Here is a 20,999-nt window from a genome sequence, read left to right on the forward strand (position 1 = left end):
CCTTTCAAAGTGTGATTGTTGAGGGAGGGAATATGGAAATAGAAGCGGATTATTTAAACTTTATAGTAAATAAATGAGGAATACAGAGGTTCGACCATGGTATTCGCTATGATCTCGCATGAGAATAGGGTATTAACAACAAGAAAATAATATACTCTAGTGTAAAGACATTTTTATTAACTGCGCCTACCCCCACAATTTTGGGTAAACTATCCCTAGACAATACTTTACCCAAATTATCCGAAATGAGGGGACACCCCGTGACAATTCACAAATCATCTAATAGATTAGCTAACGAAAAATCACCCTATCTCTTACAACACGCCCACAACCCCGTGGACTGGTACCCATGGGGAGAGGAGGCTTTTGCCAAAGCGCAGGCCGAGAACAAGCCGATTTTCCTTTCAGTCGGCTATTCAACTTGTCATTGGTGTCACGTAATGGAACGCGAATCCTTCGAGGACCCAGAAGTCGCGAAGCTCCTCAACAATCACTACGTAGCCATCAAAGTAGACCGCGAGGAGCGGCCGGATATTGATGCGCTGTATATGTCGGTGTGTCAGGCGCTGACGGGGAGCGGGGGATGGCCGCTGACGGTGCTGCTGACGCCGGAGAAGAAGCCGTTCTATGCCGGGACGTATTTCCCGAAGCGGCAGATGTTCGGGCGGATCGGGCTGATGGATGTGCTGGAGCAGATTCATACGAAGTGGGAGCAGGATGGCGAGGCGCTGAATAAGCTGGGCGATGACCTGCTTGAAGAGCTGCATACGCTTGACCGTAAGAATGCGTATAACTCGGCTGATGTGGACGGCGGTATCCCGGGCGATGAGCTGCTGCATGAGGCGTATGAGCTGTACCGGCGCCAGTTCGACGAGGAATATGGCGGGTTCGGCAATGCGCCGAAGTTTCCTTCACCGCATAATTTGTCCTTCCTGCTGGCGTACAGCCAGATGCACAATCAGCCGGAAGCGCTCCGCATGGTGGAGAAGACGCTGGAGTCGATGTACCGGGGCGGAATGTACGACCATGTAGGCTTCGGGTTCTCGCGGTATTCCACGGACCGGGAATGGCTGGTGCCGCATTTTGAGAAAATGCTCTATGATAACGCACTCCTTGCGAACGTCTATCTGGAAGCCTTCCAGATTACCGGGAAACCGCTGTATGCGGAGATTGCCGAGCAGATCTTCACCTATGTCCTGCGCGATATGACCTCTCCCGAAGGCGCTTTCTACTCTGCGGAGGATGCGGATTCGGAAGGTGTGGAAGGGAAGTTCTACGTCTTCTCCCGTGATGAGATTGAGGAAGCTCTGGGGCTGGAAGATATGCATTCGTATTGTCATGTCTACGGGATTACCCCGGAAGGCAACTTCGAGGGAGCTAATATTCCGAATCTGCTGCAGGGGCTGCCGGAAGAAATGGCGGAGCGCATGGGCATGAACCCGCTGGGTCTGCGGACCCGGATGGAGGAATGGCGCGGGAAGCTGTTTGAGTACAGGGAGCAGCGCATTCATCCGCTCAAGGATGATAAGGTGCTCACTTCGTGGAACGGGCTGATGATCGCGGCGCTGGCCCAAGGGGCCATGGCGCTGCAAAAGCCGGAATATGCCCAGGCCGCAGAAGCGGCGGCGAATTTCATCTGGGACAAGCTGCGGCGTGAGGATGGCCGGCTGCTGGCCCGTTACCGTGACGGGGAGGCGGCGATTCCGGCTTATGTGGATGACTATGCCTTCCTGATCTGGGGACTCAGCGAATTATATGAGGCTACGGGTCAAGCGGTCTATCTGGAACGCGCTCTGATTCTTAAGGATGGGCTGTTGGAGCTGTTCCACGATTCTGAAGGCGGAGGCTTCTTCTTCACCGGCCATGACGGGGAGAAACTGCCGATCCGCTCGAAGGAATTATATGACGGTGCCATTCCATCCGGGAATTCGGTAGCGGCGAAGCTGCTCTGGAAGCTGTCGGTGATTGCCCAGGATGTAGAGTTGAAAGGCATTGCAGAGCGTACAGCTGCGGTGCTCTCATCTGCAGCAGCAGAGTATCCTCCTGGTTATGCGATGTATCTGCAGGCTCATCTGGCGATGGCCTCCGGCGGCAGGGAATGGGTCCTTTCCGGCAAAAAAGAAGACCCGGCTCTGCACGGAATGCTGGCTCAGGTCCAGCAGGCCTATCTGCCTGACGCTGCGTTAATCGTCAACTGGGAAGGGGATAGCGAAGGCATTCTCCGCCTACTGCCTCATCTGGCGGACAAACGGGCGATTCGCGGCGATGCGACCGCCTATGTCTGCCGTAACTTTGCCTGTCGTGCGCCGCTTACGAATATGGAGGCGGTCCGGGAGCTTTTGGCCTCCGGTAATCGCGAGGGTTAGTATATAACACAAAGAGCAGCCTGCGGTTTGGGCTGCTCTTTGTGTTAAGTGCTTTGCCAAGAATATCTTACCGGACGAAAGGGGCATAGAACGAATCCGCAGGAATTGCCTGTGCGGCTCTACGCATATGTTCGTTCATGGCAGCAATAATCCGTTTACCCGGCCAATGGTCCGGCAGCAGTTCATCCGGGAGATAAGGATCGGCCATAAACAGCCCGCTTAACTCCTCTCCCATCTGCAAATATAGCAGGAATAGCTGCAGAGGCTGACCCGCATGGAGAGCTTCGTGTAAAGATGGAACGAATTCTTCCTGCAGCCAGACCGATTTTAGCTGATACATGGCTTCAATTTCGTCCAGATGCCAGATCGCTTGTGCTTTGTGCGGTGTAATGGAGCCTTCCTGGAATTGGCCTTGCAGAATGGACACCTTACCTTCCAGCTCCAGCTTCTGGATATACGCTGCGACTTCATCGCGATAGTTCCAAGGTGAAATGTACACACTGTTATATAGAAGACCATAGCCCAGCTGTCCGAGCGCCGTACGGAATTGGTCGCGCTTCTTGCGTTCAGATTCAGGAACCTCCAGCATGACCACATCCCAGGTGTGATCCCACTGCTCCTGATACCGGGCGGGCTTGCTGTTAATCGCTCTAATGTAAGCGAGGCCCTCGGCAGTAACGTTGTACCAGGAGCGTGACGGGGAAGCGATATAGCCTTCCTTTTTCAGACGGGACAGGGCATTGCGGATATAGGTGGAGGTATATCCCCTTTGCTCGTAAATCTCAACAAACTGCTGGGCGCCCATCTGCTCCACCTTGGATACCAGGAACAGCATGGTTTTCTCAACGGACAGCAATGTTCTTCACACCTCTCTTGACAGCTGGCAGAAATGAATATATCATAAAAACGAACGAACGTATTAAAAATAGTTATATTGTATCGATTCACTAGCATGTCTGGTTTCAGAGCAGCTTGGTGTCATTGTAACGTAAACTTTGGGTTTTTGCACGATTCAATCGCTTAATGCCCATTGAAAATAACAACGAAGAGGAGAGACAATCTATGAAAATTATCTACCACGGCCATTCCTGTGTGCAAATTGAGGTGAACGGCAAGTCACTGATTATCGATCCGTTCATTAGCGGCAATTCCGCTGCTGTCACGAAGGTCGAGGATATTAAGACAGATGCCGTGCTGTTGACGCACGCTCATGGGGACCACATTTTGGACGCTGCACCGATTGCTGAGCGCAATAGCGCCCCAATTGTAGCCACTGTGGAATTAGCTTCTTACTTCGAAGGGAAGGGTGCCAAGACGATTGGCATGAACATTGGGGGGACGGTGGATCTTGGTTTTGCCAAAGCGACGATGATCCATGCCTTCCACACCTCCAGTATTACACTCGAAGACGGACAGCGCATCTATGGAGGCACACCTACGGGTTTCATTATTGAGGCTGAGGGACGGACTATCCTGCATGCGGGAGACACTGGGCTATTCAGTGATCTGAAAATGTTCGGGGAGCTGTACGAGATTGATCTGGCGATTCTGCCGATCGGCGGGCATTTCACTATGGGACCTGAGCATGCACTCCTTGCTGCGAAATGGCTGGGGGCCAAGAGTGTGCTGCCGGTACACTACAACACCTTCCCGCCGATCCGCCAGGATGCGGGAGCTTTCGTCCAGGCGCTGGAAGATGCGGGAATCCGTGGTACAGCACTTGCTTATGGAGAGACGCTGGAGCTGTAAGGTTGGATACAGAAAGATTAAGGATGAACTAACTGATACGTGATTTAAAATGACTAAACAGCCGTTTTTTTGCTTCCGCAAAGAAACGGCTGTTGTTATATGGCGGATGACTCTACTTGGCGAACCGGGATAGCTCCAGGTTGAATTTGTCGCGTTCGTCATAGAATAAGCCGTGGCCGCTATTCTCGAAGGGGATCAGTACCGAATTACGGATTCCTTGATGCTGTGCCTCAGCCAGCGGGAAAAAGCACACTTGATCATGAATACCGTGCAGAATCAGCGTAGGCACCAGTATCCGGGGAAGATCATCAAACAGCTCTTCCTCAAGCCAGGCTTTGGAGACAGCGATGGTAGACCAGCTTGCGGCCTCAAGCCCTAATTGGAAGAACCAGTCTGAGAACGGCTGCGATACTTTTTGATAGAAGAAAATTTCTCCGAAATCATGCAGCATCTTGGGACGATCCTCATAAGTAGTCTGAATGATCTGCTCAATAGCTTCTCTGGTCGTCCCGTAAGGGAAACCCGGCCGCTGAATCAGACTGGGGGCTGCCGAAGCGAATAGTGCAAGCCTGGAGACACCATATCCCTGGTGCCGGGCCATATAACGGATCGCTACGGCTCCGCCGGTTGAATGCCCGCCGAGCGTAATATCCTGCAGTCCCAAAGCTCCGATCACACAGCGGATGTCATCAGCTAAGCGGTTGTAGTCGTACCGGCCCAGCGGTTTATCCGATTTGCCGAATCCCCGCATGTCCATCCCGATGCAACGGTAGCCCATCGGCACCAGCTGGTTGTACTGATATTCGAACATCTGGTGGTTAGCAGGCCAGCCATGGATGAAGAGAATCGTTCGGCTGCCCAGAGGGTTGATATCATTAATATAAATCTTCACGTTCGGTTCGACTCTGATCCAATGTTCCATATAGCTTCCCTCATTTATCCGTTGTATTGTTTAATTGGGATATATTATTCAGGCGCCTGAGGAAAGTGCCTAGAATACAAGCAATTGAATTTACAGCAGCTGCATAATGCAAGGCGTAAAGGAATCATTCATAAGAAATTCAACCGAAAGGAAGGTTCATAACCATGAATAATATTCTAAGCAATGTCCGCTGGAAAGATCGAAGTACAGAGTGTGAGTTGCTACTGGGTAACGCTGGTGAGGCAGTTATAACCCCGCTTAAGGGCGGGCTGGAAGCCGAGGTGTACAAAGTTACAATGCCGGATACTGAGCTTGTGTTCAAAATATGGAACCGGGATTCCCGGCCGGATATCTCTCTTCAATATAAAGTGCTGGAGCAGATGTACAGGCACGGCTGCGCGGTGTCACAGCCGTATGCCTGGGGATTGGACCCTGAGGACAATCAGGTGCTGTTAACCAGCTTCGACGGTGTGCCCCTCAAGGAAGCGAATCCCTCAATTCTTACAGCCATAGCAGAAAATCTGCTGGATATACATAACCTTCCGGGCGAATCTTTAACCAGAATAAACGTACCCGCATATGATTTCGCAGATTACTTCTTCCCGGAGTGGGGAGGTCAGCCGGAGATCAGAAGGCTGGCGCTGGGGTTGGCAGACAAGGCTGGAATAACCTCGCATCATCTGATTCATGGAGACTACCATGCGGGCAATATTCTGGAGGCAGCCGGATCATACACCATTATTGACTGGACGAATGTCCAGCTGGGCGATCCTAGATATGATATAGCCTGGTCTATTCTAATCCTCCGGATCTATGCGGGGGAGCAGTACTCAGAAGTCTACCGTGCGGCATTTCTCGCCAAAAGCAGTTACTCAGCAGCAGAGCTTGAGCTATTCGAGGCGCTGGCTTGTCTGCGCTGGCTCCAGCTGCATAGAACTACAGGTATTCCGGTGTTTCAAGATACACTTTCAGTTGTACAGACTGTCCTGAGGCGGAATTCATATTTGCCGGAGGGCCTGCTCTGAAGCAACGCAGAATGATATTCAAACTTGATTGTGGTATGATCTGGGAAGACAAGCGTTCAATTTCAAACCGGGAGGCGGAGGCAGGGAATGAATACTAGAGTGTTAGGCGGTAAACTGAAGGTATCCGCATTAGGATTGGGCTGCATGGGCATGTCCGATTTCTACAGCGGCCGGGATGAAGCGGAATCCATCCGCACGATTCACCGGGCTATTGACCTGGGCGTTACTTTTCTGGATACGGCAGATATGTATGGTGTGGGAAGGAATGAGGAACTGGTCGGCAAAGCGGTTAAAGGCAAACGGAACGAGCTTGTGCTGGCGACCAAATTCGGCAATGTGCGCAGTCCGGAAGGGCAGATGCTCGGCATCAATGGCCGTCCGGACTATGTGAAGTCGGCTTGCGATGCCAGTCTCCTGCGGCTTGGCGTTGATCATATTGATCTATATTATCAGCACAGGGTAGATCCGAACACGCCCATTGAAGAAACCGTTGGTGCGATGGCCGATCTCGTTGCAGCAGGCAAAATCCGCTACATTGGGCTGTCTGAGGCAGGGCCGGCTACTATCCGCCGCGCTCATGCCATTCATCCGGTAACGGCGCTGCAGACCGAATATTCCCTGTGGAGCCGTGAGGTGGAGGACGAGATTCTGCCGCTTGTCCGCGAGCTGGGGATTGGCTTCGTGCCGTACAGTCCGCTGGGACGCGGTTTCCTGACCGGACAGATTCAGAGCTTCGAGGATCTGGCCGAGGACGATTACCGCCGCAACTCCCCCCGCTTCCAGGGGGATAATTTCAAGAAGAATCTGGATCTTGTGGAACGCATCAAGCAGATTGCTGCCGGGAAAGGCTGCGAGCCCTCGCAGCTTGCGCTGGCCTGGCTGTTGAAGCAAGGGGAGGACATCGTGCCGATCCCGGGAACGAAACGGACGAAGTATCTGGAAGAGAACGTAGGTGCACTGGACATAGAGCTGACCGCTGAGGAGCTGCAGCAGATTGATGAGGCTGCGCCTCAAGGGGCTGCCTCGGGCATGCGTTATCCGGAGCAGAGTATGCGAAGCTTGAATCTATAGCAGCTGCACTTCGGGAACCAGCTAAGAGTGTGCGTTTTATGATAAAAGAGGAGCCGCGTAAGGCATGCGGATCCTCTTTTTTGGATGCAGGTAATCTTCAGCTGCTGCCTATACAAGGCAAGCTACTTATTGCGCTCAGGGTTCTGCGGCTTCACGCGGGCGGGTCTGGATACCCAATTGCTGCGGTTCATCGGCTTCACCGTATCAATCCGCGGATTCGGAGTCTCCAGGGGGCTGATGTCCTCTGACGGAGCCGTCTCTGCTGCGCCTTCGGATTCTACGTTAGCGGGGGTCTTTTTGGACAGGCCGGCACCATTATGTTTGCCTCTGTTCCACACTCTGTTCTTGCTCATCGTTACACTCCATTTCTATTCACTTATGCATAAACCATATCATAAGACGGGAAGTTAAGAAAGAACCTGATGCAGCTATGGGTAGCCGCAGAGAGTCACAATCCTTCAGGGAGAATAGTCTGCTGAGCTGTGAAAAATAACACTGAGCACAAAAAAATGCTTTTGACAAGTTATAAATTGTACTATTGGTTTACATAAAAGGTGACTATACTAGTATAGAATTGAAAGGAGAGCACTCTGATGCCCATCAAGATTATTACGGATAGCGGTTCCGATTTACCCCCAGATTACGTAGAGCAGTACGACATTTCCATTGTTCACTTGCCGGTTCATTTCGGACATGAACTCATGCCTTATGATACGGACGCGAAGACCTTTTATGCGAAGATGCATGAAGCGAAGGAGTTGCCGACTACGGCAAGCCCAAGTCCGCAGGTATTCCTGGACAATTTCAAACAAGTGGAAGCAGGCACTGACATTATGGTCATCTGCATGTCCTCTAATATCAGCAGTACTTATCAGACCGCAATGATCGCCAAGGAGATGTACGAGGAAGAAGGACATCCGAATGCGATTGAAATTATAGATTCCAAGCTTTTTTCAGGCGGACTGACACTGATTGTGGCTATGGCAGCGAAATGGTCGCTGACGGCAGCAAGTCTGGCTGAATTGAAAGATAAAGTAATGCACAAGGTTGAAGAAACCACTGCTTATTTCACACTGGATACTCTGGAGAATGTGATCAAAGGCGGGCGGCTGAGCCGGATCTCCGGTGCCGTGGCTTCTGTACTGAACATTAAGCTGCTGCTGAAGATCAGCGATGAGGGAACTGTTGAAGTGGTCGAGAAGACCCGGGGACTTCCTAAGGCGCTGACTCATCTGTTGGCGAAGCTGGATCAGAAGCAGCATGATTATGAACAGGCGGTGATCGCCATTGTTCACAGCAATTGTGAGGCGTTGGCGCTGGAGATCAAGAAGCGTATTCTGGAGAAGCATCCCTTCAAAGAAATTTTGCTGTCCACCATGGGACCTGTGATGGGTACATATGCAGGACAAGGCGGAATCGGCGTTGCTTTTTAGGCTGCTGCAGCAGATTTAATGGAGAATAAGTGAATAGCTAAGCCGTATACAAGGACTTTCCGGTGTACGGCTTTTTAGTTTGCTTTGGTATAGAGGCGGAGGAATTACAGGAAGCGGGGTGGAGGGACGGCAGCGGCTAGGCACCCTGGGCTGGGCATGTGCATAGAATGTAGCAAATCCATTTATACGGAGGTCAAACATTCATGTCGACATATCATAGTGGCCCGCAAACGGCGGTTATCTATCAGGCAGACCCTGCGGTGGTCCAGCATCTGCACGGTGTCCGCGAGTCTCTGCACCAGTCATGCAAGCCTTATTTGAACCATAATGTGAAGGTACAGACCATCGATGGACAGATGCATGAAGGCACCATTGCCGGCATGGATAACAAACATCTGTACCTCACGGTGACTATAACTACAGAAATGGGACGCGGATACTATAATCCGTACTACAAGCCTTATCCAGGTCCAGGTTATCCCTTTCCGGGGCCAGTGAATAATAATGTCATCCTGCCGCTGGTATTATTCGAACTGCTGGCTATTTCGTTAATCTGAGGCGGGGCGGGCCGAGAGTTGCCCGAATGCGCGATTGAATACTGAGGTTATTGTATTAAGTGCTGTGAGTAAAGGGGATAACCTGCACATGGAAAAATAACCGGATCAGCATCTTGCCGATCCGGTTATTGTGGTACGCCCATGCTAGGCGTACCACAAAAAAACCGCCCGCTGAATGAATCAGCAGACGGTATTCAAGTTTTACATAGTAACAACAGCGGTGATCTCCTCGTCCAGCTCCAGGCGTACATTTTCACGGTAAGCGCGGATACCGTATTCGCTGTGCAGATAACGCAGAATCGATTCAATCAAATTGGATTCGACCAGGAACTGGCTGCGGCCCTGAACCCAGACCTCTGCGGTGTAGCCGGTGTCTTCGTCCCAGCTAAGCTCCACCCGGACTTCCTCCACCCGTACAGCTTTGCGTTCAGCCATATGCAGGCAGATTGCATTGATAATCTCGTCCATACTGAGTACGGTAACACTCATTAGTAACGCCCGTCTCTTTCCTGCATTCTGCGCCGTTCCTGTCTGCGCCGGAAGAAGGACATGATCATCATAACGACAAGATAAATGGCCAGCATGTTAATGAAGAGGCCGATGATATTGCCGAAAGCGCCCATGCCGGAGAACATTCCACCGAAGAGGAAGCCTGCGATCCCGCCGATCATTAGGCCTTTCATCAGACTGCCGCCGCTGAAGAATCCGCGGTTTGCCTTCGTTGTGCTTCCGGCTGTGGTGCCTTTGGTGCTATCACTTTGTTTCACATTGTTTGTTGTTGATTTCTTCGGGGTAGTGGTGAATCCCCGGCTTCCCGATTTGAAGCCACCGCCACGGCGGGCATCTGCAAAGTCAGGAGCAGTTACGGCAAAGAATAGAGTGAAAGCCATGACGATCATCATTACACGTTTCATTGATTTCATTTAATACGAGAACCTCCATCTTGTTCACATTAGTTTCTGTGTGTCTGCCCGGTAATACGCAGGTTACCCTCAGGAGGTTTCAATTTTTAATAATCACAAATAGAAATGTTAACTGGCTTCAAGGCTCCAGCAGGCCAAAAAAAAGTGCGTGGATCCTGGATCCACGCAAACAGCAGTTTCAGAGAGTTGCCTTATGCTCCGCGTATCCATCCGAGACAAGCTCAAGCGCTCCGGTTGCCGGATCGATGATCATGCCGTGAATAGGTACGTTTGGGGGGAGTAAGGGATGGCGCTTGATCAGCTCCACAGTCTGAATTACCCCTTCCTCCACATTGTCAAACCCGCGCAGCCATTTGGTCAGCTTAATTCCCGAATTCTCCAAAGTGTCGAGCACCTGCTCCGAAACACCGCGTTCCTTAATAGAATTGATCATCCGGTCCGCATTCAGGGAGGCCATGCCGCATTCATAATGCCCGACGACGATAACTTCATCCGCATCCAGCTCATACAGCGCAACCATTACGCTGCGCATTACGCTTCCGAACGGCTGGGAGATGACGGCTCCGGCATTTTTGATGATTTTGACATCGCCGTTCTTGAAATTCATCGCTTTGGGCAGAAGCTCAACTAACCGGGTATCCATGCAGGTGATGATCAGCATTTTTTTATCCGGAAAGCGGCTGGTCAGATAGGCTTCGTATTCTTTTTCCTCAACAAAATGCTTGTTAAATTTCATAATTTCTGTGACCTGACTCATGAGCGTGCTGCCTCCTCAAAGTTAAATGATAATAGACTTCTTCTGAAATCCCCTCGTACAGCTCCCCCTTGGGAAGCTTACGCAATAAGTTGTTATTCATTCTACATCTTCTTGCCGCGAACTTAAAGTCAGTAATCAGAATTCCCCGGGTTCACTGTATTCATTAGAATATAAGTATTTCAAATTGAAGATGTCTATTCTGAATTTGATTATAGCCATTAATAAAAGTATCATCAAGAGGAGTGGATAAATTAGACAAGGGCAGGTGCTCAACCAATGGAACAATTGGTCAAAGAAGAGTGGGATAAATTTAAAGAGCTATTATCCAAAATCAGAGGTTATTATGAAGCTATTGGGCTCCTGGGCTGGGATTTGCGTACAGGTGCGCCGCGTAAAGGTGTGGAGATGCGATCAGCCACGCTTGGCATGCTGAGTGCAGAAGCGTTCAAACTGCAGGTATCGGAGGAGATCGGTGCTTTTACCGAATTCTTCAGCCGTCCGGAAGTGATGAGCCAGTTAAGCGATAATGAGAACAAGATCGTGAAGGATACCCGCAAGGAGTACAGCCGCAGTAAGAGCATTCCTTCCAAAAAATTCGAGGAGTACTCTGTCCTGACCGCCCATGCCCAGACCATCTGGGAAGAAGCCAAGGATAACAATGATTTTGCCTCCTTCGAGCCTTACCTGACCAAGATTGTTGAGTTCAAACAGGAGTTCATCGATTATTGGGGAGTAGAAGGCTCACGTTATGATACGCTGCTGGATATGTATGAACCGGATCTGACGGTGGCCAAAGTGGACGACATCTTCAGCCGTCTGCGCAGCCGTCTTGTTCCTCTTGCCGAAGCGATCAGCGCGTCGCCGAACAAGCCGGATACGGAATTCCTTAGTCAGATTTTCCCCAAAGAGCAGCAGGAGAAGTTCGGCCTCTTCCTGCTTGAGCAGATGGGCTACGACTTTGAGGCAGGACGTCTGGATGAAAGTGTGCATCCGTTCGCTACGGGCCTGAATCCCGGCGATGTGCGCATCACAACAAATTATCTGCTGGATAATGTGACCAGTTCGATTTTCAGCTCATTGCATGAAGGCGGACATGCCCTGTACGAGCAGAATTTCGGTCAAGAGATTATGGGTACACCGCTGGCTCAAGGCGCATCCATGGGGATTCACGAGTCCCAGTCCAGACTATGGGAGAATATGATCGGCCGCAGCCGGGCCTTCTGGCAGCGTTACTACGGTGATTTGCAGCAGCATTTCCCGGAACAGCTTGCCAATGTGGAGATGGAGGATTTCTACCGCGCCATCAATAGTGTTGGCAATTCCTTCATACGCATCGAAGCCGATGAGCTGACATACAACCTGCATATTATTGTTCGCTACGAAATCGAGAAGCTTATTTTCAATGAAGGGCTTGAAGTGAAGGATCTGCCGAAGACCTGGAACGCGAAGTATCAGGAATATCTCGGCATAACCCCTCCTACGGATGCGCTTGGCGTGCTGCAGGATGTTCACTGGTCGGGAGGAGACTTCGGATATTTCGCTTCTTATTCACTGGGCAACATGTACGCAGCCCAAATGCTAAATACGCTGCGCAAGGAGCTTCCGGAGTTCGAGGAGCTGATTGCTGCCGGAAACCTGCTGCCGATTAAAGAATGGCTCACCGACAAAATCTACCGCTACGGTCAGAGCCTGACACCCTCGCAGATTATCGAGCAGGTAACAGGGGAGCCGCTGAATCCGGATTATCTGGCGGATTATCTGGAAGCAAAGTACACTGACCTGTACAAGCTGTAAACGGATAAGTATTCCTTGCGGCTGCCGTAAGCTGGAAGGACCTCAGGGAAAGAGCTATAATAGAAGGAAACCGCAAATGGAAGGAATAGTGGGATGGCTAATACTCACACTTACAGCCGCAAGGAAGAGGTTGCGAACGCGATTACACACGGGATTGGTGCAGTATTAAGTATTGCTGCGCTGGTTCTGCTGGTCGTATATGCTGTCCAGAATGGTACGGCCTGGCATGTTGTCAGTTTCTCCATATATGGGGTAACTATGCTGCTGCTGTATTTTAATTCAACAATGGTGCATAGTCTCAGGGACGGCAAGGCGAAGGACTTCTTTGAATTCCTCGACCACTCCTCGATTTATTTGTTTATCGCCGGAACGTATACACCCTTTATGCTGGTGGCGATCCGGGGGCCGCTGGGCTGGACTTTATTCGGAATCGCCTGGGGAGTAGCGGTATTCGGCGTCTTTTTCAAAGCGTTTTTCGTCAAAAAATTCCTGTTCATGTCGACCATATTCTACATCGCCATGGGCTGGATGATCGTGATCGCCTGGAGCCCTCTGTCTGAGGTTGTAGCCAGCGGCGGCATGACTCTGTTGATGGTAGGCGGTCTGCTGTATACGCTTGGCACAGTTTTTTATGTGTGGCGCGGCTTCCCGTACCATCATGCCATCTGGCATTTGTTCGTGCTTGCAGGGACGATTCTTCACTTCTTCGTTGTATTCATATACATCCTGCCGATTCACTAAGCAGGCCGGAATTTACCTCCGAAATGCCGGTTTCGGGCAAAGAAAAAGATGACAAGCAAAAAGGCTTGACATCTTTCTTTGTTTTCGGTATCATAAGGGACGTTGTGAAGCTGTAAAGTGTTTTTCCTTGACGAAGGGAGTGCCCTTAATGAGTCAGGAGAATAGGCTCGAGAAAACCAACCGGATCAACCTGTTATTTGCTTTCTACGAACGGCTGCTTACTGACAAGCAGCAAACGTTTCTCAAATATTATTTCCACGATGATTTCTCCCTGGGTGAGATCGCAGCGGAATTTGAAATCAGCCGTCAAGCTGTGTATGAGCATATTAAGCGGGCAGAGCAAGTTCTTGAGAATTACGAAGAGAAGCTTGGACTGCTGTCCAAACATGAAGACCGCAACAGATATTTAGAAGAACTGCGCAGACTGCCGGACAATGGGATGCTGCCTGAGCAATATAAACTGCGGTTCACGGACATCGTGGATCGTTTGCAGAGGTTAGAGTAGCATGAAGGGAGCAAGCCGCATATGGCATTTGAAGGTTTAACCGGAAGATTGCAGAATGTGTTCAGCAAACTGCGCGGCAAAGGGAAAGTGTCCGAAGAAGACGTTAACGAAGCCATGCGCGAAGTGCGGCTGGCCCTTCTGGAAGCCGATGTTAACTTCAAAGTCGTCAAGGACTTCGTGTCCAAGGTGAAAGAGAAGTCCGTCGGCAAGGAAGTGATGGACAGCTTCACGCCAGGCATGGTCATTATCGACATCGTTAATAAGGAACTGACTGAGCTGATGGGCGGAAGCCAGGCGAAGCTGGCGAAGTCGAACAAGCCGCCGACCGTCATTATGATGACAGGTCTGCAAGGTGCGGGTAAGACAACCACTTCGGGCAAGCTGGCGAAGCTGCTGCAGAAGGGCAATCACCGCCCGCTGCTCGTAGCGGCTGACATCTACCGTCCTGCGGCGATCAAGCAGCTGCAGGTGCTGGGAGAGCAAATCAAGGTTCCGGTCTTCTCGCTGGGTGATCAGACAAGTCCGGTGGAAATTGCCAGACAAGGTGTTCAGCATGCGAAGGACAACAACCTTGATTATGTCATTATCGATACTGCAGGCCGCCTGCATATTGATGAAGAGCTGATGGAAGAGCTGAAGCAGATACATAACGTCGTAACTCCTGACGAAGTGCTGCTTGTAGTCGATGCCATGACCGGTCAGGATGCCGTGAATGTGGCTGACAGCTTCAACAAACAGCTGGAGCTTACCGGCGTAGTGCTGACGAAGCTTGATGGTGACACCCGTGGTGGTGCCGCGTTGTCCGTCAAGGCTGTAACCGGCTGCCCGATCAAATTCGCCGCTCTTGGCGAGAAGATCGATGCACTGGAGCCGTTCCATCCGGAACGTATGGCATCACGGATCCTCGGCATGGGCGACATGCTGTCGCTGATCGAGAAGGCTCAGGCCAATATCGACACCGAGAAAGCGAAGGAAATGGAACGTAAGATGCGTAATGCGGAATTTACGTTCGATGATTTCCTGGAGCAGATGGATCAGGTCAAGAAGCTTGGTCCGATCGACCAGATTCTTGATATGCTGCCTGGCATGAACAAAGCCAAGGGCATGAAGGATCTGAAGGTTGACGATAAGCAGATGGGACGCGTCGAAGCCATTGTTCATTCCATGACCAAGGCCGAGAAGGCCCAGCCTGAGATCATCAACCATAACCGCCGCAAGCGTATCGCTGCCGGCAGCGGTACCAACGTCGCCGAGGTTAACCGGCTCATCAAGCAGTTCGATGAAATGCGCAAGATGATGAAGCAGTTCTCCGGCATGATGGGCGGCGGAGGCAAGGGCGGCAAGAAGAACGCTATGAAGCAGCTTAAAGGCCTTGGCGGCAAGGGCGGTATGAAGTTCCCTTTCCGTTAATCTTAATAAGGTTTACCATAGATCAGATATAGTGCAACATCAGATGATCGCAAGGGTTTTGTTCTTTATAGATCAGACATAGTACAACATCAGATGATCGTAAGGGTTTTGATCTTAATCTCTTGATCTTAATCTCTTGATCTTAAAATCTTTACCCTGTATCAAGGTAACGCCGCAGTCAAGCGTATCCCGCAGGGAAGAAAAGCGTTCCTGCTCCAACATCTCAAGGTCCCGCCAGTCTGAACGCCTACGCTAGTTGCACTTAGCCGGGTGTCCAGAGGGCAGAGCCCTTGGGGCCCTCCCTTGGAAGGGAGGGTTTGGGAGGGATCGAAAAGGGTTTCCCAAACCGTTTCCAAATTTCCGATATTCTTATAAGGAGGTGAATTTCGTGGCAGTACGTATTCGTTTGAAAAGAATGGGAGCACATAAAGCGCCTTTCTACCGTGTAGTGGTTTCCGATTCCCGGTCCCCTCGTGACGGTCGTTTTATCGAGGAAATCGGTTATTATAATCCGATTGAAGTACCGGCAATCGTTAAGATTGATGAGGAAAAAGCTCTTAAATGGCTTCAAACAGGTGCACAAGCATCTGATACCGTCCGCAACCTGCTTTCCAAGGCTGGCGTGATGAAGAAGTTCCATGAGCTGAAGCAACAGAAATAATGACTGATTGCGAGGGTCCTCTATGGAAGAATTAGTTGGTGTTATTGCTAAGGCTTTAGTGGATCATCCAGAGGATGTGACCGTACGGACCGTGGAGAAGGATCACCTGATTGTCTATGAGCTCTCCGTACATCCTGATGATGTCGGTAAGGTCATCGGCAAGCAGGGGCGGATCGCCAAAGCGCTTCGTACCGTAGTTACATCTGCAGCAGTCAAGAGCGATAAACGCGTTACCGTAGATATTTTATCTTAAGTGTGCGTACAATGAGGGGCTAGGGATAGTATATCCCGGCTCCTTTTTGTTGAAATATATAAAGTTCGAAACTTTGTCAAAGGAGAGGATCACATGACGGAAGAGTTAACAGTAGGCAGACTGGTGAATACCCACGGTATCCGCGGAGAGGTCAAAATCCTGTCACATACCGATTTCCCGGAAGTGCGCTTTGCACCCGGCAAAAAGCTGCTGCTGATTCCGGCGGACGGAAGCCCGAGATTTGAGGTGACCGTAGAATCCGCGAAAGAACACAAAGGTATGTATATAGCCAAGCTGAAGGGCTATACCAATATTAATGAGGTTGAGAAATATAAGGGCAGTATGCTTAAAGTGCCAAGCGATGACCTGGTGGAACTGCCGGAGAATGAATATTACTTCCACCAAATCGTTGGCTGTGAAGTGTACACCGATGAAGACGCCAGCCAGCCGCTGGGTACAATCACGGAAATTCTGCAGCCGGGTGCCAATGACGTCTGGGTGGTGAAGCCGGCCAAAGGCCAGGATATTCTGATTCCGGTCATCAATGATGTAGTACTTGACGTCGATATCGAGGCCAAAAAAATCACGGTGCACATTATGGAAGGGCTGCTTCCATGATCCGGATTGATGTGCTGACACTCTTTCCGGAGATGTGTGAAGGTGTATTCGGCACAAGCATACTCGGCAAAGCCCGTGACAAAGGCATCGTATCGCTGAATGCCGTGAACTTCCGTGATTTCTCAGGAAACAAGCATAACAGCGTAGATGATACGCCGTATGGCGGAGGCGGGGGGATGGTGCTTAAGCCAGACCCGATCTTTGCGGCGGTAGAGCATGTGCTGGCCTGGACCAGCGCTGAAGCAGGTGCGGCTGAATCCGCTATAGACCCGCCGGCGAAGCCCCGGATAATTCTCATGTGTCCGCAGGGCCAGACGTATAATCAGCAGATCGCCGAGGAGCTGGCGCAGGAGCAGCATCTGATCTTCATCTGCGGCCATTATGAAGGCTACGATGAGCGGATCCGCGAGCATCTGGTGACGGACGAGCTATCGATTGGCGACTATGTACTGACTGGCGGCGAATTGCCTGCCCTGACCGTCATTGACTCGGTAGTGCGGCTGCAGCCGGGGGCACTGGGTAATGAGACCTCTGCAGTAACGGACTCCTTCAGCACGGGGCTGCTGGAATATCCGCATTATACCCGTCCTGCGGAATTCCGCGGCTGGAAGGTGCCTGATATGCTTCTGAGCGGACATCATGCCAACATTGAGGTATGGCGGCGCGAGCAGGCGCTGCAGCGCACACTTGAGCGCAGACCGGATCTGCTGGAGACAGCAGAGCTTTCTGCGAAAGATAAGCTGACACTGAAGCGGCTGCAGGAGCAGGCAAGCCTGAATAACAAATAAATGAAATTTGGGCCCGGAGAAGAGTCATAGATAGCGTCTTTTTAACGTATATTACGTTAGGGAGGCGTTTTTTGTTATGTGCTGAGAAGTGGAGACTGATCAAATCCATAGAACAAATTAGCAGACACAGAAGATTCACACAAAAAATAAGAGCAAATGTGCGTTAATGCCCTTTTTTTAGGGTAATGAATAGAGGTGCCGCGATCATACATGCAGCTTTAGACGCAGCTAGCTTAATTATCGAAAGGAATGACTGAAAGTGACTACGAATACGCATGAACCCTTCAAGCCAGCCGTGGACACTGTCCACAAGGAGGCGGAGCCGCTCCGCACAGTAAGCGATATTATTGATTTTTATAAGAATCGTAAATCGTAACCCTCTAACTCAAGGAATGAACAAGACCCTGGCAGCAGGTTCAATAGGCTCAGTGATACTGTAGCAGAGCACACAAATAACCGCTAAAGACAGACGGACCTAAGGTACGCTGGCTTTAGCGGTTATTTATTTTGTGATGGATTATAGAGGAACAGGTCTATAGACGCAAAATAACCCGTCTATATTCTGATCCCATAAAAAAAGACCGTCCGTAGACGGTCTTTTTACCCGAGGCGCTAGTTTGTAACTTTGATCCGTATCCCGCGCCACCAGGGCCAGTGATTCAGCCGTTGGTCCGGGTAAGGGATACGTTCAGCATGTCATGCTTGATGTGAACGCACCTCCTTTCCTTGTGCCAAGAGTATAGCATAGCTTATATGAAAAATCCATAAAATTTGAATAATAGTTTAAAAAATAAATATATAAGGTACTTGAAAGTAAAATAATTCTGCGGTATATATAAAAATAAACAGGAAGTAACCGCCTTCCGGCATAATGTTAAAAGAGGGGGCGTATCTTATTTCGTAGGCAAGCATACATAGCTGTCGGGGTATAGCGCAGCCAGGTAGCGCGCATCCTTGGGGTGGATGAGGCCGCAGGTTCGAATCCTGTTACTCCGATCCAAAAAAACACTTCCGTCAGGGCGGTTAGCTCTGTGGAAGTGTTTTTAACTTTTATGCGATTAACGCCGGTTAAGCTCTACCCCTGTCCCTATCCCTATCCTGGCGGGTAAGCATGATGATCCCGGTGACCAGCGAATATACAGCAACAACCATAAGCAGTACTATAGCCCAAGTATAATTGCGCACCGTGTAGGTGAGCGATGTGAATATGATGAACCAGGCGATACGAAGTACTCCTTCATTAATGAAACGTCTGCCTGCTGTGCTCATGATTCCTGCCTCCTTATGAATTGTAGATTATTGTTCACAATCGTAAGCGCTTCAATTCGTATTATTATCTTAATAATACCCCTTTTCTTCGGAAAATGATACACAATGTTCACAAGTTCTTGAATTCACAGCTAATATAATTATAGACATTTGCCTCATGGCGATTGCCGTTGCCGGCTTATCCCTCCCCTCATAAGATACAGAAATACGATTGAGGAGGAATCAGCAGATGGAAGCTTATTATAATTGTCTCCATTGCAAAAATAAGCGGGTGCGCATTTTGACCACTGACGGCAAACGTCATGAAGGGGTTATTGTGGATGTGGACCAGAACAATGTGTACCTGAAAACAAAAGGTAACGGCAAAATGAAAACTTCGGCATTCTATCCGGGGGGCGCGGGGAATTATTATGGAGGGTACTTCGGTTATGGCAGCGAAATCCTTACACTCAGCCTATTTACATTGCTGGCCATTGCGCTGATCTGATCATAGCACAAATTAAAAAGTGGGCTCCTGGAAAACAGGAACGCCCACTTTTTGTGTACCGGCTGCCAGAGCCGAAGAGAATATTTGATCCAAATCCATAAGGAATGTCTAGTTATTAACGGATATTGCTCCAATCTGGGTTGTTAGTGTTACCAGCGGACCGCCACCGTTATAATCCTGCTTGCCGCCGGAAGCGCCGGCTATATGACCAAGCTCACTCTCAGCTTCCACAGTACATTGCACTGAACTGGCGAGATCGGCGGATATTTTACCTATATCGCTTGTAGCTTTAAGACTGCTGCCGCTATCCATACCGGAAATACCAAGCTCGATACTTCCTGTATTTGACTTAATAGAAGATTTGCCTGTAAAAACAGTATCCTGAAGGATGATGCTTCCGATATTGCTGACGATATCAAAGGTACCCTGCATACCGCGAAGCTGTGTGGAGCCTACATTATTATTGATCTCAATATGGTTCACTGTATCCGGAAGCTCAACTACATAATTAATACTGAAGTCTGAATGCCCGTATTCCTTCTGTGACCAGTCCCAGAGATTCTTCTTCGGACTATTCTCTCCGTGAGTAGAGACGGTCAGCACGCCACTTTTATGTTCAATCGATACTTCAGCGTGGTCAAGTACCTTGGAGGCGTCGTCGTTAGATGTACGTTCATGGACAACGACGGTGGCTTTGACAACAATCTCGTCCCCGGATGCGGGAACTAAGGTGATTTCACCCAGAACATTATCAAGCTTAAATTCAGTAGCTGAACCCGCCGGTAGGGACGTGGAGAATTCCCTGCTGATGCCCTCATCAATAATGTTTTGTTCAATCCTATCCGTTGTTGTCTGGACTGCATCTCCTAGCGTGACCGTTGCCTTGCTAAGACTCTGCTTAACCGCCTCTGCGGCCTCCTGCTGGAAGTTTCCGGACAGACGCTGCTCCAGCTGATGATCTGCTGCCTCTTTGCCGGGAAGGTCCCTGCATCCGGCCAGTAAAGCGATGGAGAAGACGGCTACTGCTGCAATAATTGCGGTGTTGTGATTTTTCTTCAATATATATACCCTCCTGAAGGTTAGTGATTTGCTTATGTATATTCATTATTATATATTATGGAAAATAGATGGATAACGGGCTGGCGGCGGGTTGCTGTACTGGACCATAGTCCAGTAAGCCTGTTGACTACATTTTGATGCAGCAATATGTTAAACTAGCGTTAGATCTAAAGACCGGAATCTGGAACAGACCGGCACAGAAGGTAAGGCTGAGCCTGGTCTGTTTACTATTTTGACTGATGAAGTCAGAGGAGCGGATGAGCCAAATGCAATATGCGGCGGTCTTCATTATTTTGTTGGTTGGTGCAGTTGTTTATGTAATATCCCGCAACCGGACGAACAGGGAGCAGTCTGAGGCACCAAGAATGGTTAAAGCCAGCAACGTAATATCTATGGAAGGGCACCGCAAGGCTAAGCAGAACACTGCAGATCAGCTTTGCTCTTCCTGTAAGAAGAAAAACGGCAAACTGGTTTTTTATGCCCAGGATAACGGTAGTGTGGTCGGACTCTGCAAGGATTGCAAGGTTAAGGCGAAGAAACGAGATATGCTGCCGCTTTGAAGAATAAATATATATTGCATAGGCCTGTCTTTTGTGATAATATTATTTCTG

24 protein-coding genes and 1 tRNA gene are annotated in these 20,999 nt (G+C 49.9%); 17 read left to right on the forward strand and 8 right to left on the reverse strand.

Features of this window, described 5'->3' with window-relative positions; all coding sequences use genetic code 11:
• Positions 1–245: 245 nt before the first annotated feature.
• Positions 246–2,366 carry a thioredoxin domain-containing protein gene (locus tag MKZ24_RS18315; protein ID WP_340785253.1) on the forward strand — a complete coding sequence of 707 codons (2,121 nt, stop codon included), beginning with the start codon at positions 246–248 and terminating at the stop codon, positions 2,364–2,366.
• Positions 2,367–2,433: 67 nt separating this feature from the next.
• Here the strand turns inward: MKZ24_RS18315 and MKZ24_RS18320 are convergent, their stop codons facing one another.
• Complete coding sequence (locus MKZ24_RS18320; RefSeq protein WP_042237207.1) at positions 2,434–3,222, reverse strand: PaaX family transcriptional regulator C-terminal domain-containing protein; 789 nt, start codon at positions 3,220–3,222, stop codon at positions 2,434–2,436.
• Positions 3,223–3,428: 206 nt separating this feature from the next.
• Here MKZ24_RS18320 and MKZ24_RS18325 point away from each other — a divergent pair, with 206 nt between their 5' ends.
• Positions 3,429–4,115 carry a metal-dependent hydrolase gene (locus MKZ24_RS18325; protein ID WP_042237204.1) on the forward strand — a complete coding sequence of 229 codons (687 nt, stop codon included), beginning with the start codon at positions 3,429–3,431 and terminating at the stop codon, positions 4,113–4,115.
• Positions 4,116–4,227: 112 nt separating this feature from the next.
• Here MKZ24_RS18325 and MKZ24_RS18330 read toward each other — a convergent pair whose 3' ends face one another.
• The gene (locus MKZ24_RS18330; RefSeq protein ID WP_042237202.1) at positions 4,228–5,037 is read right to left on the reverse strand and encodes an alpha/beta fold hydrolase; all 810 of its coding nucleotides are present in this window, start codon (positions 5,035–5,037) and stop codon (positions 4,228–4,230) included.
• 164 nt (positions 5,038–5,201) lie between these two features.
• On the opposite strand from MKZ24_RS18330, the gene MKZ24_RS18335 reads away from it, so the two are divergent.
• Together MKZ24_RS18335 and MKZ24_RS18340 are read left to right on the forward strand one after the other, a co-directional pair.
• Entirely contained in the window at positions 5,202–6,062 is an 861-nt protein-coding gene (locus MKZ24_RS18335) for an aminoglycoside phosphotransferase family protein (RefSeq protein WP_052416499.1), read from the forward strand.
• Positions 6,063–6,149: 87 nt separating this feature from the next.
• Positions 6,150–7,133: an aldo/keto reductase gene (locus tag MKZ24_RS18340; protein ID WP_340785259.1), complete on the forward strand. Its 984-nt coding sequence runs from the start codon at positions 6,150–6,152 to the stop codon at positions 7,131–7,133.
• A 122-nt stretch (positions 7,134–7,255) separates the two neighbouring features.
• Here the strand turns inward: MKZ24_RS18340 and MKZ24_RS18345 are convergent, their stop codons facing one another.
• Complete coding sequence (locus MKZ24_RS18345) at positions 7,256–7,486, reverse strand: hypothetical protein (protein ID WP_340785261.1); 231 nt, start codon at positions 7,484–7,486, stop codon at positions 7,256–7,258.
• Positions 7,487–7,726: 240 nt separating this feature from the next.
• Here MKZ24_RS18345 and MKZ24_RS18350 point away from each other — a divergent pair, with 240 nt between their 5' ends.
• Both MKZ24_RS18350 and MKZ24_RS18355 read left to right on the forward strand, forming a co-directional pair.
• A complete protein-coding gene (locus tag MKZ24_RS18350) occupies positions 7,727–8,566 on the forward strand; it encodes a DegV family protein (RefSeq protein WP_042237192.1) in 840 nt (279 codons plus the stop codon).
• Positions 8,567–8,769: 203 nt separating this feature from the next.
• Entirely contained in the window at positions 8,770–9,123 is a 354-nt protein-coding gene (locus tag MKZ24_RS18355) for a hypothetical protein (RefSeq protein WP_042237189.1), read from the forward strand.
• Positions 9,124–9,324: 201 nt separating this feature from the next.
• On the opposite strand, the gene MKZ24_RS18360 is transcribed toward MKZ24_RS18355, so the two are convergent.
• The 3 genes from MKZ24_RS18360 to MKZ24_RS18370 form a co-directional block, all read right to left on the reverse strand.
• Positions 9,325–9,612: a YxcD family protein gene (locus MKZ24_RS18360; protein ID WP_039309385.1), complete on the reverse strand. Its 288-nt coding sequence runs from the start codon at positions 9,610–9,612 to the stop codon at positions 9,325–9,327.
• Complete coding sequence (locus MKZ24_RS18365; protein ID WP_042242751.1) at positions 9,612–10,037, reverse strand: membrane protein; 426 nt, start codon at positions 10,035–10,037, stop codon at positions 9,612–9,614. The genes MKZ24_RS18360 and MKZ24_RS18365 overlap by 1 nt, the downstream gene beginning before the upstream one ends.
• A gap of 187 nt (positions 10,038–10,224) precedes the next feature.
• Positions 10,225–10,803, reverse strand: a complete 579-nt coding sequence (locus tag MKZ24_RS18370; protein WP_039309384.1) for a beta-class carbonic anhydrase — start codon at positions 10,801–10,803, stop codon at positions 10,225–10,227.
• A gap of 276 nt (positions 10,804–11,079) precedes the next feature.
• On the opposite strand from MKZ24_RS18370, the gene MKZ24_RS18375 reads away from it, so the two are divergent.
• From MKZ24_RS18375 to MKZ24_RS18415, 9 genes are all read left to right on the forward strand, one after another.
• On the forward strand, positions 11,080–12,597 hold the full coding sequence (locus MKZ24_RS18375) for a carboxypeptidase M32 (RefSeq protein ID WP_042237188.1): 1,518 nt from the start codon (positions 11,080–11,082) through the stop codon (positions 12,595–12,597).
• 93 nt (positions 12,598–12,690) lie between these two features.
• Positions 12,691–13,338, forward strand: a complete 648-nt coding sequence (gene trhA / locus MKZ24_RS18380) for a PAQR family membrane homeostasis protein TrhA (RefSeq protein ID WP_042237186.1) — start codon at positions 12,691–12,693, stop codon at positions 13,336–13,338.
• Positions 13,339–13,486: 148 nt separating this feature from the next.
• The gene (locus MKZ24_RS18385) at positions 13,487–13,843 is read left to right on the forward strand and encodes a putative DNA-binding protein (protein ID WP_039309377.1); all 357 of its coding nucleotides are present in this window, start codon (positions 13,487–13,489) and stop codon (positions 13,841–13,843) included.
• A 21-nt stretch (positions 13,844–13,864) separates the two neighbouring features.
• Positions 13,865–15,253, forward strand: coding sequence for a signal recognition particle protein (ffh, locus tag MKZ24_RS18390; RefSeq protein ID WP_042138192.1), 1,389 nt, complete (start codon positions 13,865–13,867; stop codon positions 15,251–15,253).
• Between the two features lie 388 nt (positions 15,254–15,641).
• Positions 15,642–15,914 carry a 30S ribosomal protein S16 gene (rpsP, locus tag MKZ24_RS18395; RefSeq protein WP_039309374.1) on the forward strand — a complete coding sequence of 91 codons (273 nt, stop codon included), beginning with the start codon at positions 15,642–15,644 and terminating at the stop codon, positions 15,912–15,914.
• Between the two features lie 22 nt (positions 15,915–15,936).
• Positions 15,937–16,167: a KH domain-containing protein gene (locus tag MKZ24_RS18400; protein WP_019910364.1), complete on the forward strand. Its 231-nt coding sequence runs from the start codon at positions 15,937–15,939 to the stop codon at positions 16,165–16,167.
• 93 nt (positions 16,168–16,260) lie between these two features.
• Positions 16,261–16,785 (forward strand): ribosome maturation factor RimM, encoded by a 525-nt coding sequence (gene rimM, locus MKZ24_RS18405; protein WP_042237185.1) that lies wholly within the window; start codon positions 16,261–16,263, stop codon positions 16,783–16,785.
• Complete coding sequence (trmD, locus tag MKZ24_RS18410; protein WP_042242748.1) at positions 16,785–17,573, forward strand: tRNA (guanosine(37)-N1)-methyltransferase TrmD; 789 nt, start codon at positions 16,785–16,787, stop codon at positions 17,571–17,573. Before rimM ends, trmD begins: the two co-directional genes overlap by 1 nt.
• 921 nt (positions 17,574–18,494) lie before the next feature.
• Positions 18,495–18,573, forward strand: a tRNA-Pro gene (locus MKZ24_RS18415).
• Between the two features lie 68 nt (positions 18,574–18,641).
• On the opposite strand, the gene MKZ24_RS18420 is transcribed toward MKZ24_RS18415, so the two are convergent.
• Positions 18,642–18,842: a hypothetical protein gene (locus MKZ24_RS18420; RefSeq protein ID WP_042237184.1), complete on the reverse strand. Its 201-nt coding sequence runs from the start codon at positions 18,840–18,842 to the stop codon at positions 18,642–18,644.
• Between the two features lie 229 nt (positions 18,843–19,071).
• On the opposite strand from MKZ24_RS18420, the gene MKZ24_RS18425 reads away from it, so the two are divergent.
• Positions 19,072–19,329: a hypothetical protein gene (locus MKZ24_RS18425; RefSeq protein ID WP_042237183.1), complete on the forward strand. Its 258-nt coding sequence runs from the start codon at positions 19,072–19,074 to the stop codon at positions 19,327–19,329.
• Between the two features lie 108 nt (positions 19,330–19,437).
• On the opposite strand, the gene MKZ24_RS18430 is transcribed toward MKZ24_RS18425, so the two are convergent.
• Entirely contained in the window at positions 19,438–20,388 is a 951-nt protein-coding gene (locus MKZ24_RS18430; RefSeq protein ID WP_042237182.1) for a hypothetical protein, read from the reverse strand.
• Positions 20,389–20,654: 266 nt separating this feature from the next.
• Between MKZ24_RS18430 and MKZ24_RS18435 the strand changes: the two genes are divergently transcribed.
• Positions 20,655–20,948, forward strand: coding sequence for a hypothetical protein (locus MKZ24_RS18435; RefSeq protein WP_042237181.1), 294 nt, complete (start codon positions 20,655–20,657; stop codon positions 20,946–20,948).
• Positions 20,949–20,999: the final 51 nt, after the last annotated feature.

The sequence above is a fragment of the Paenibacillus sp. FSL R7-0297 genome, from assembly GCF_038009025.1.
Classification (GTDB): Bacteria; Bacillota; Bacilli; order Paenibacillales; family Paenibacillaceae; genus Paenibacillus_AQ.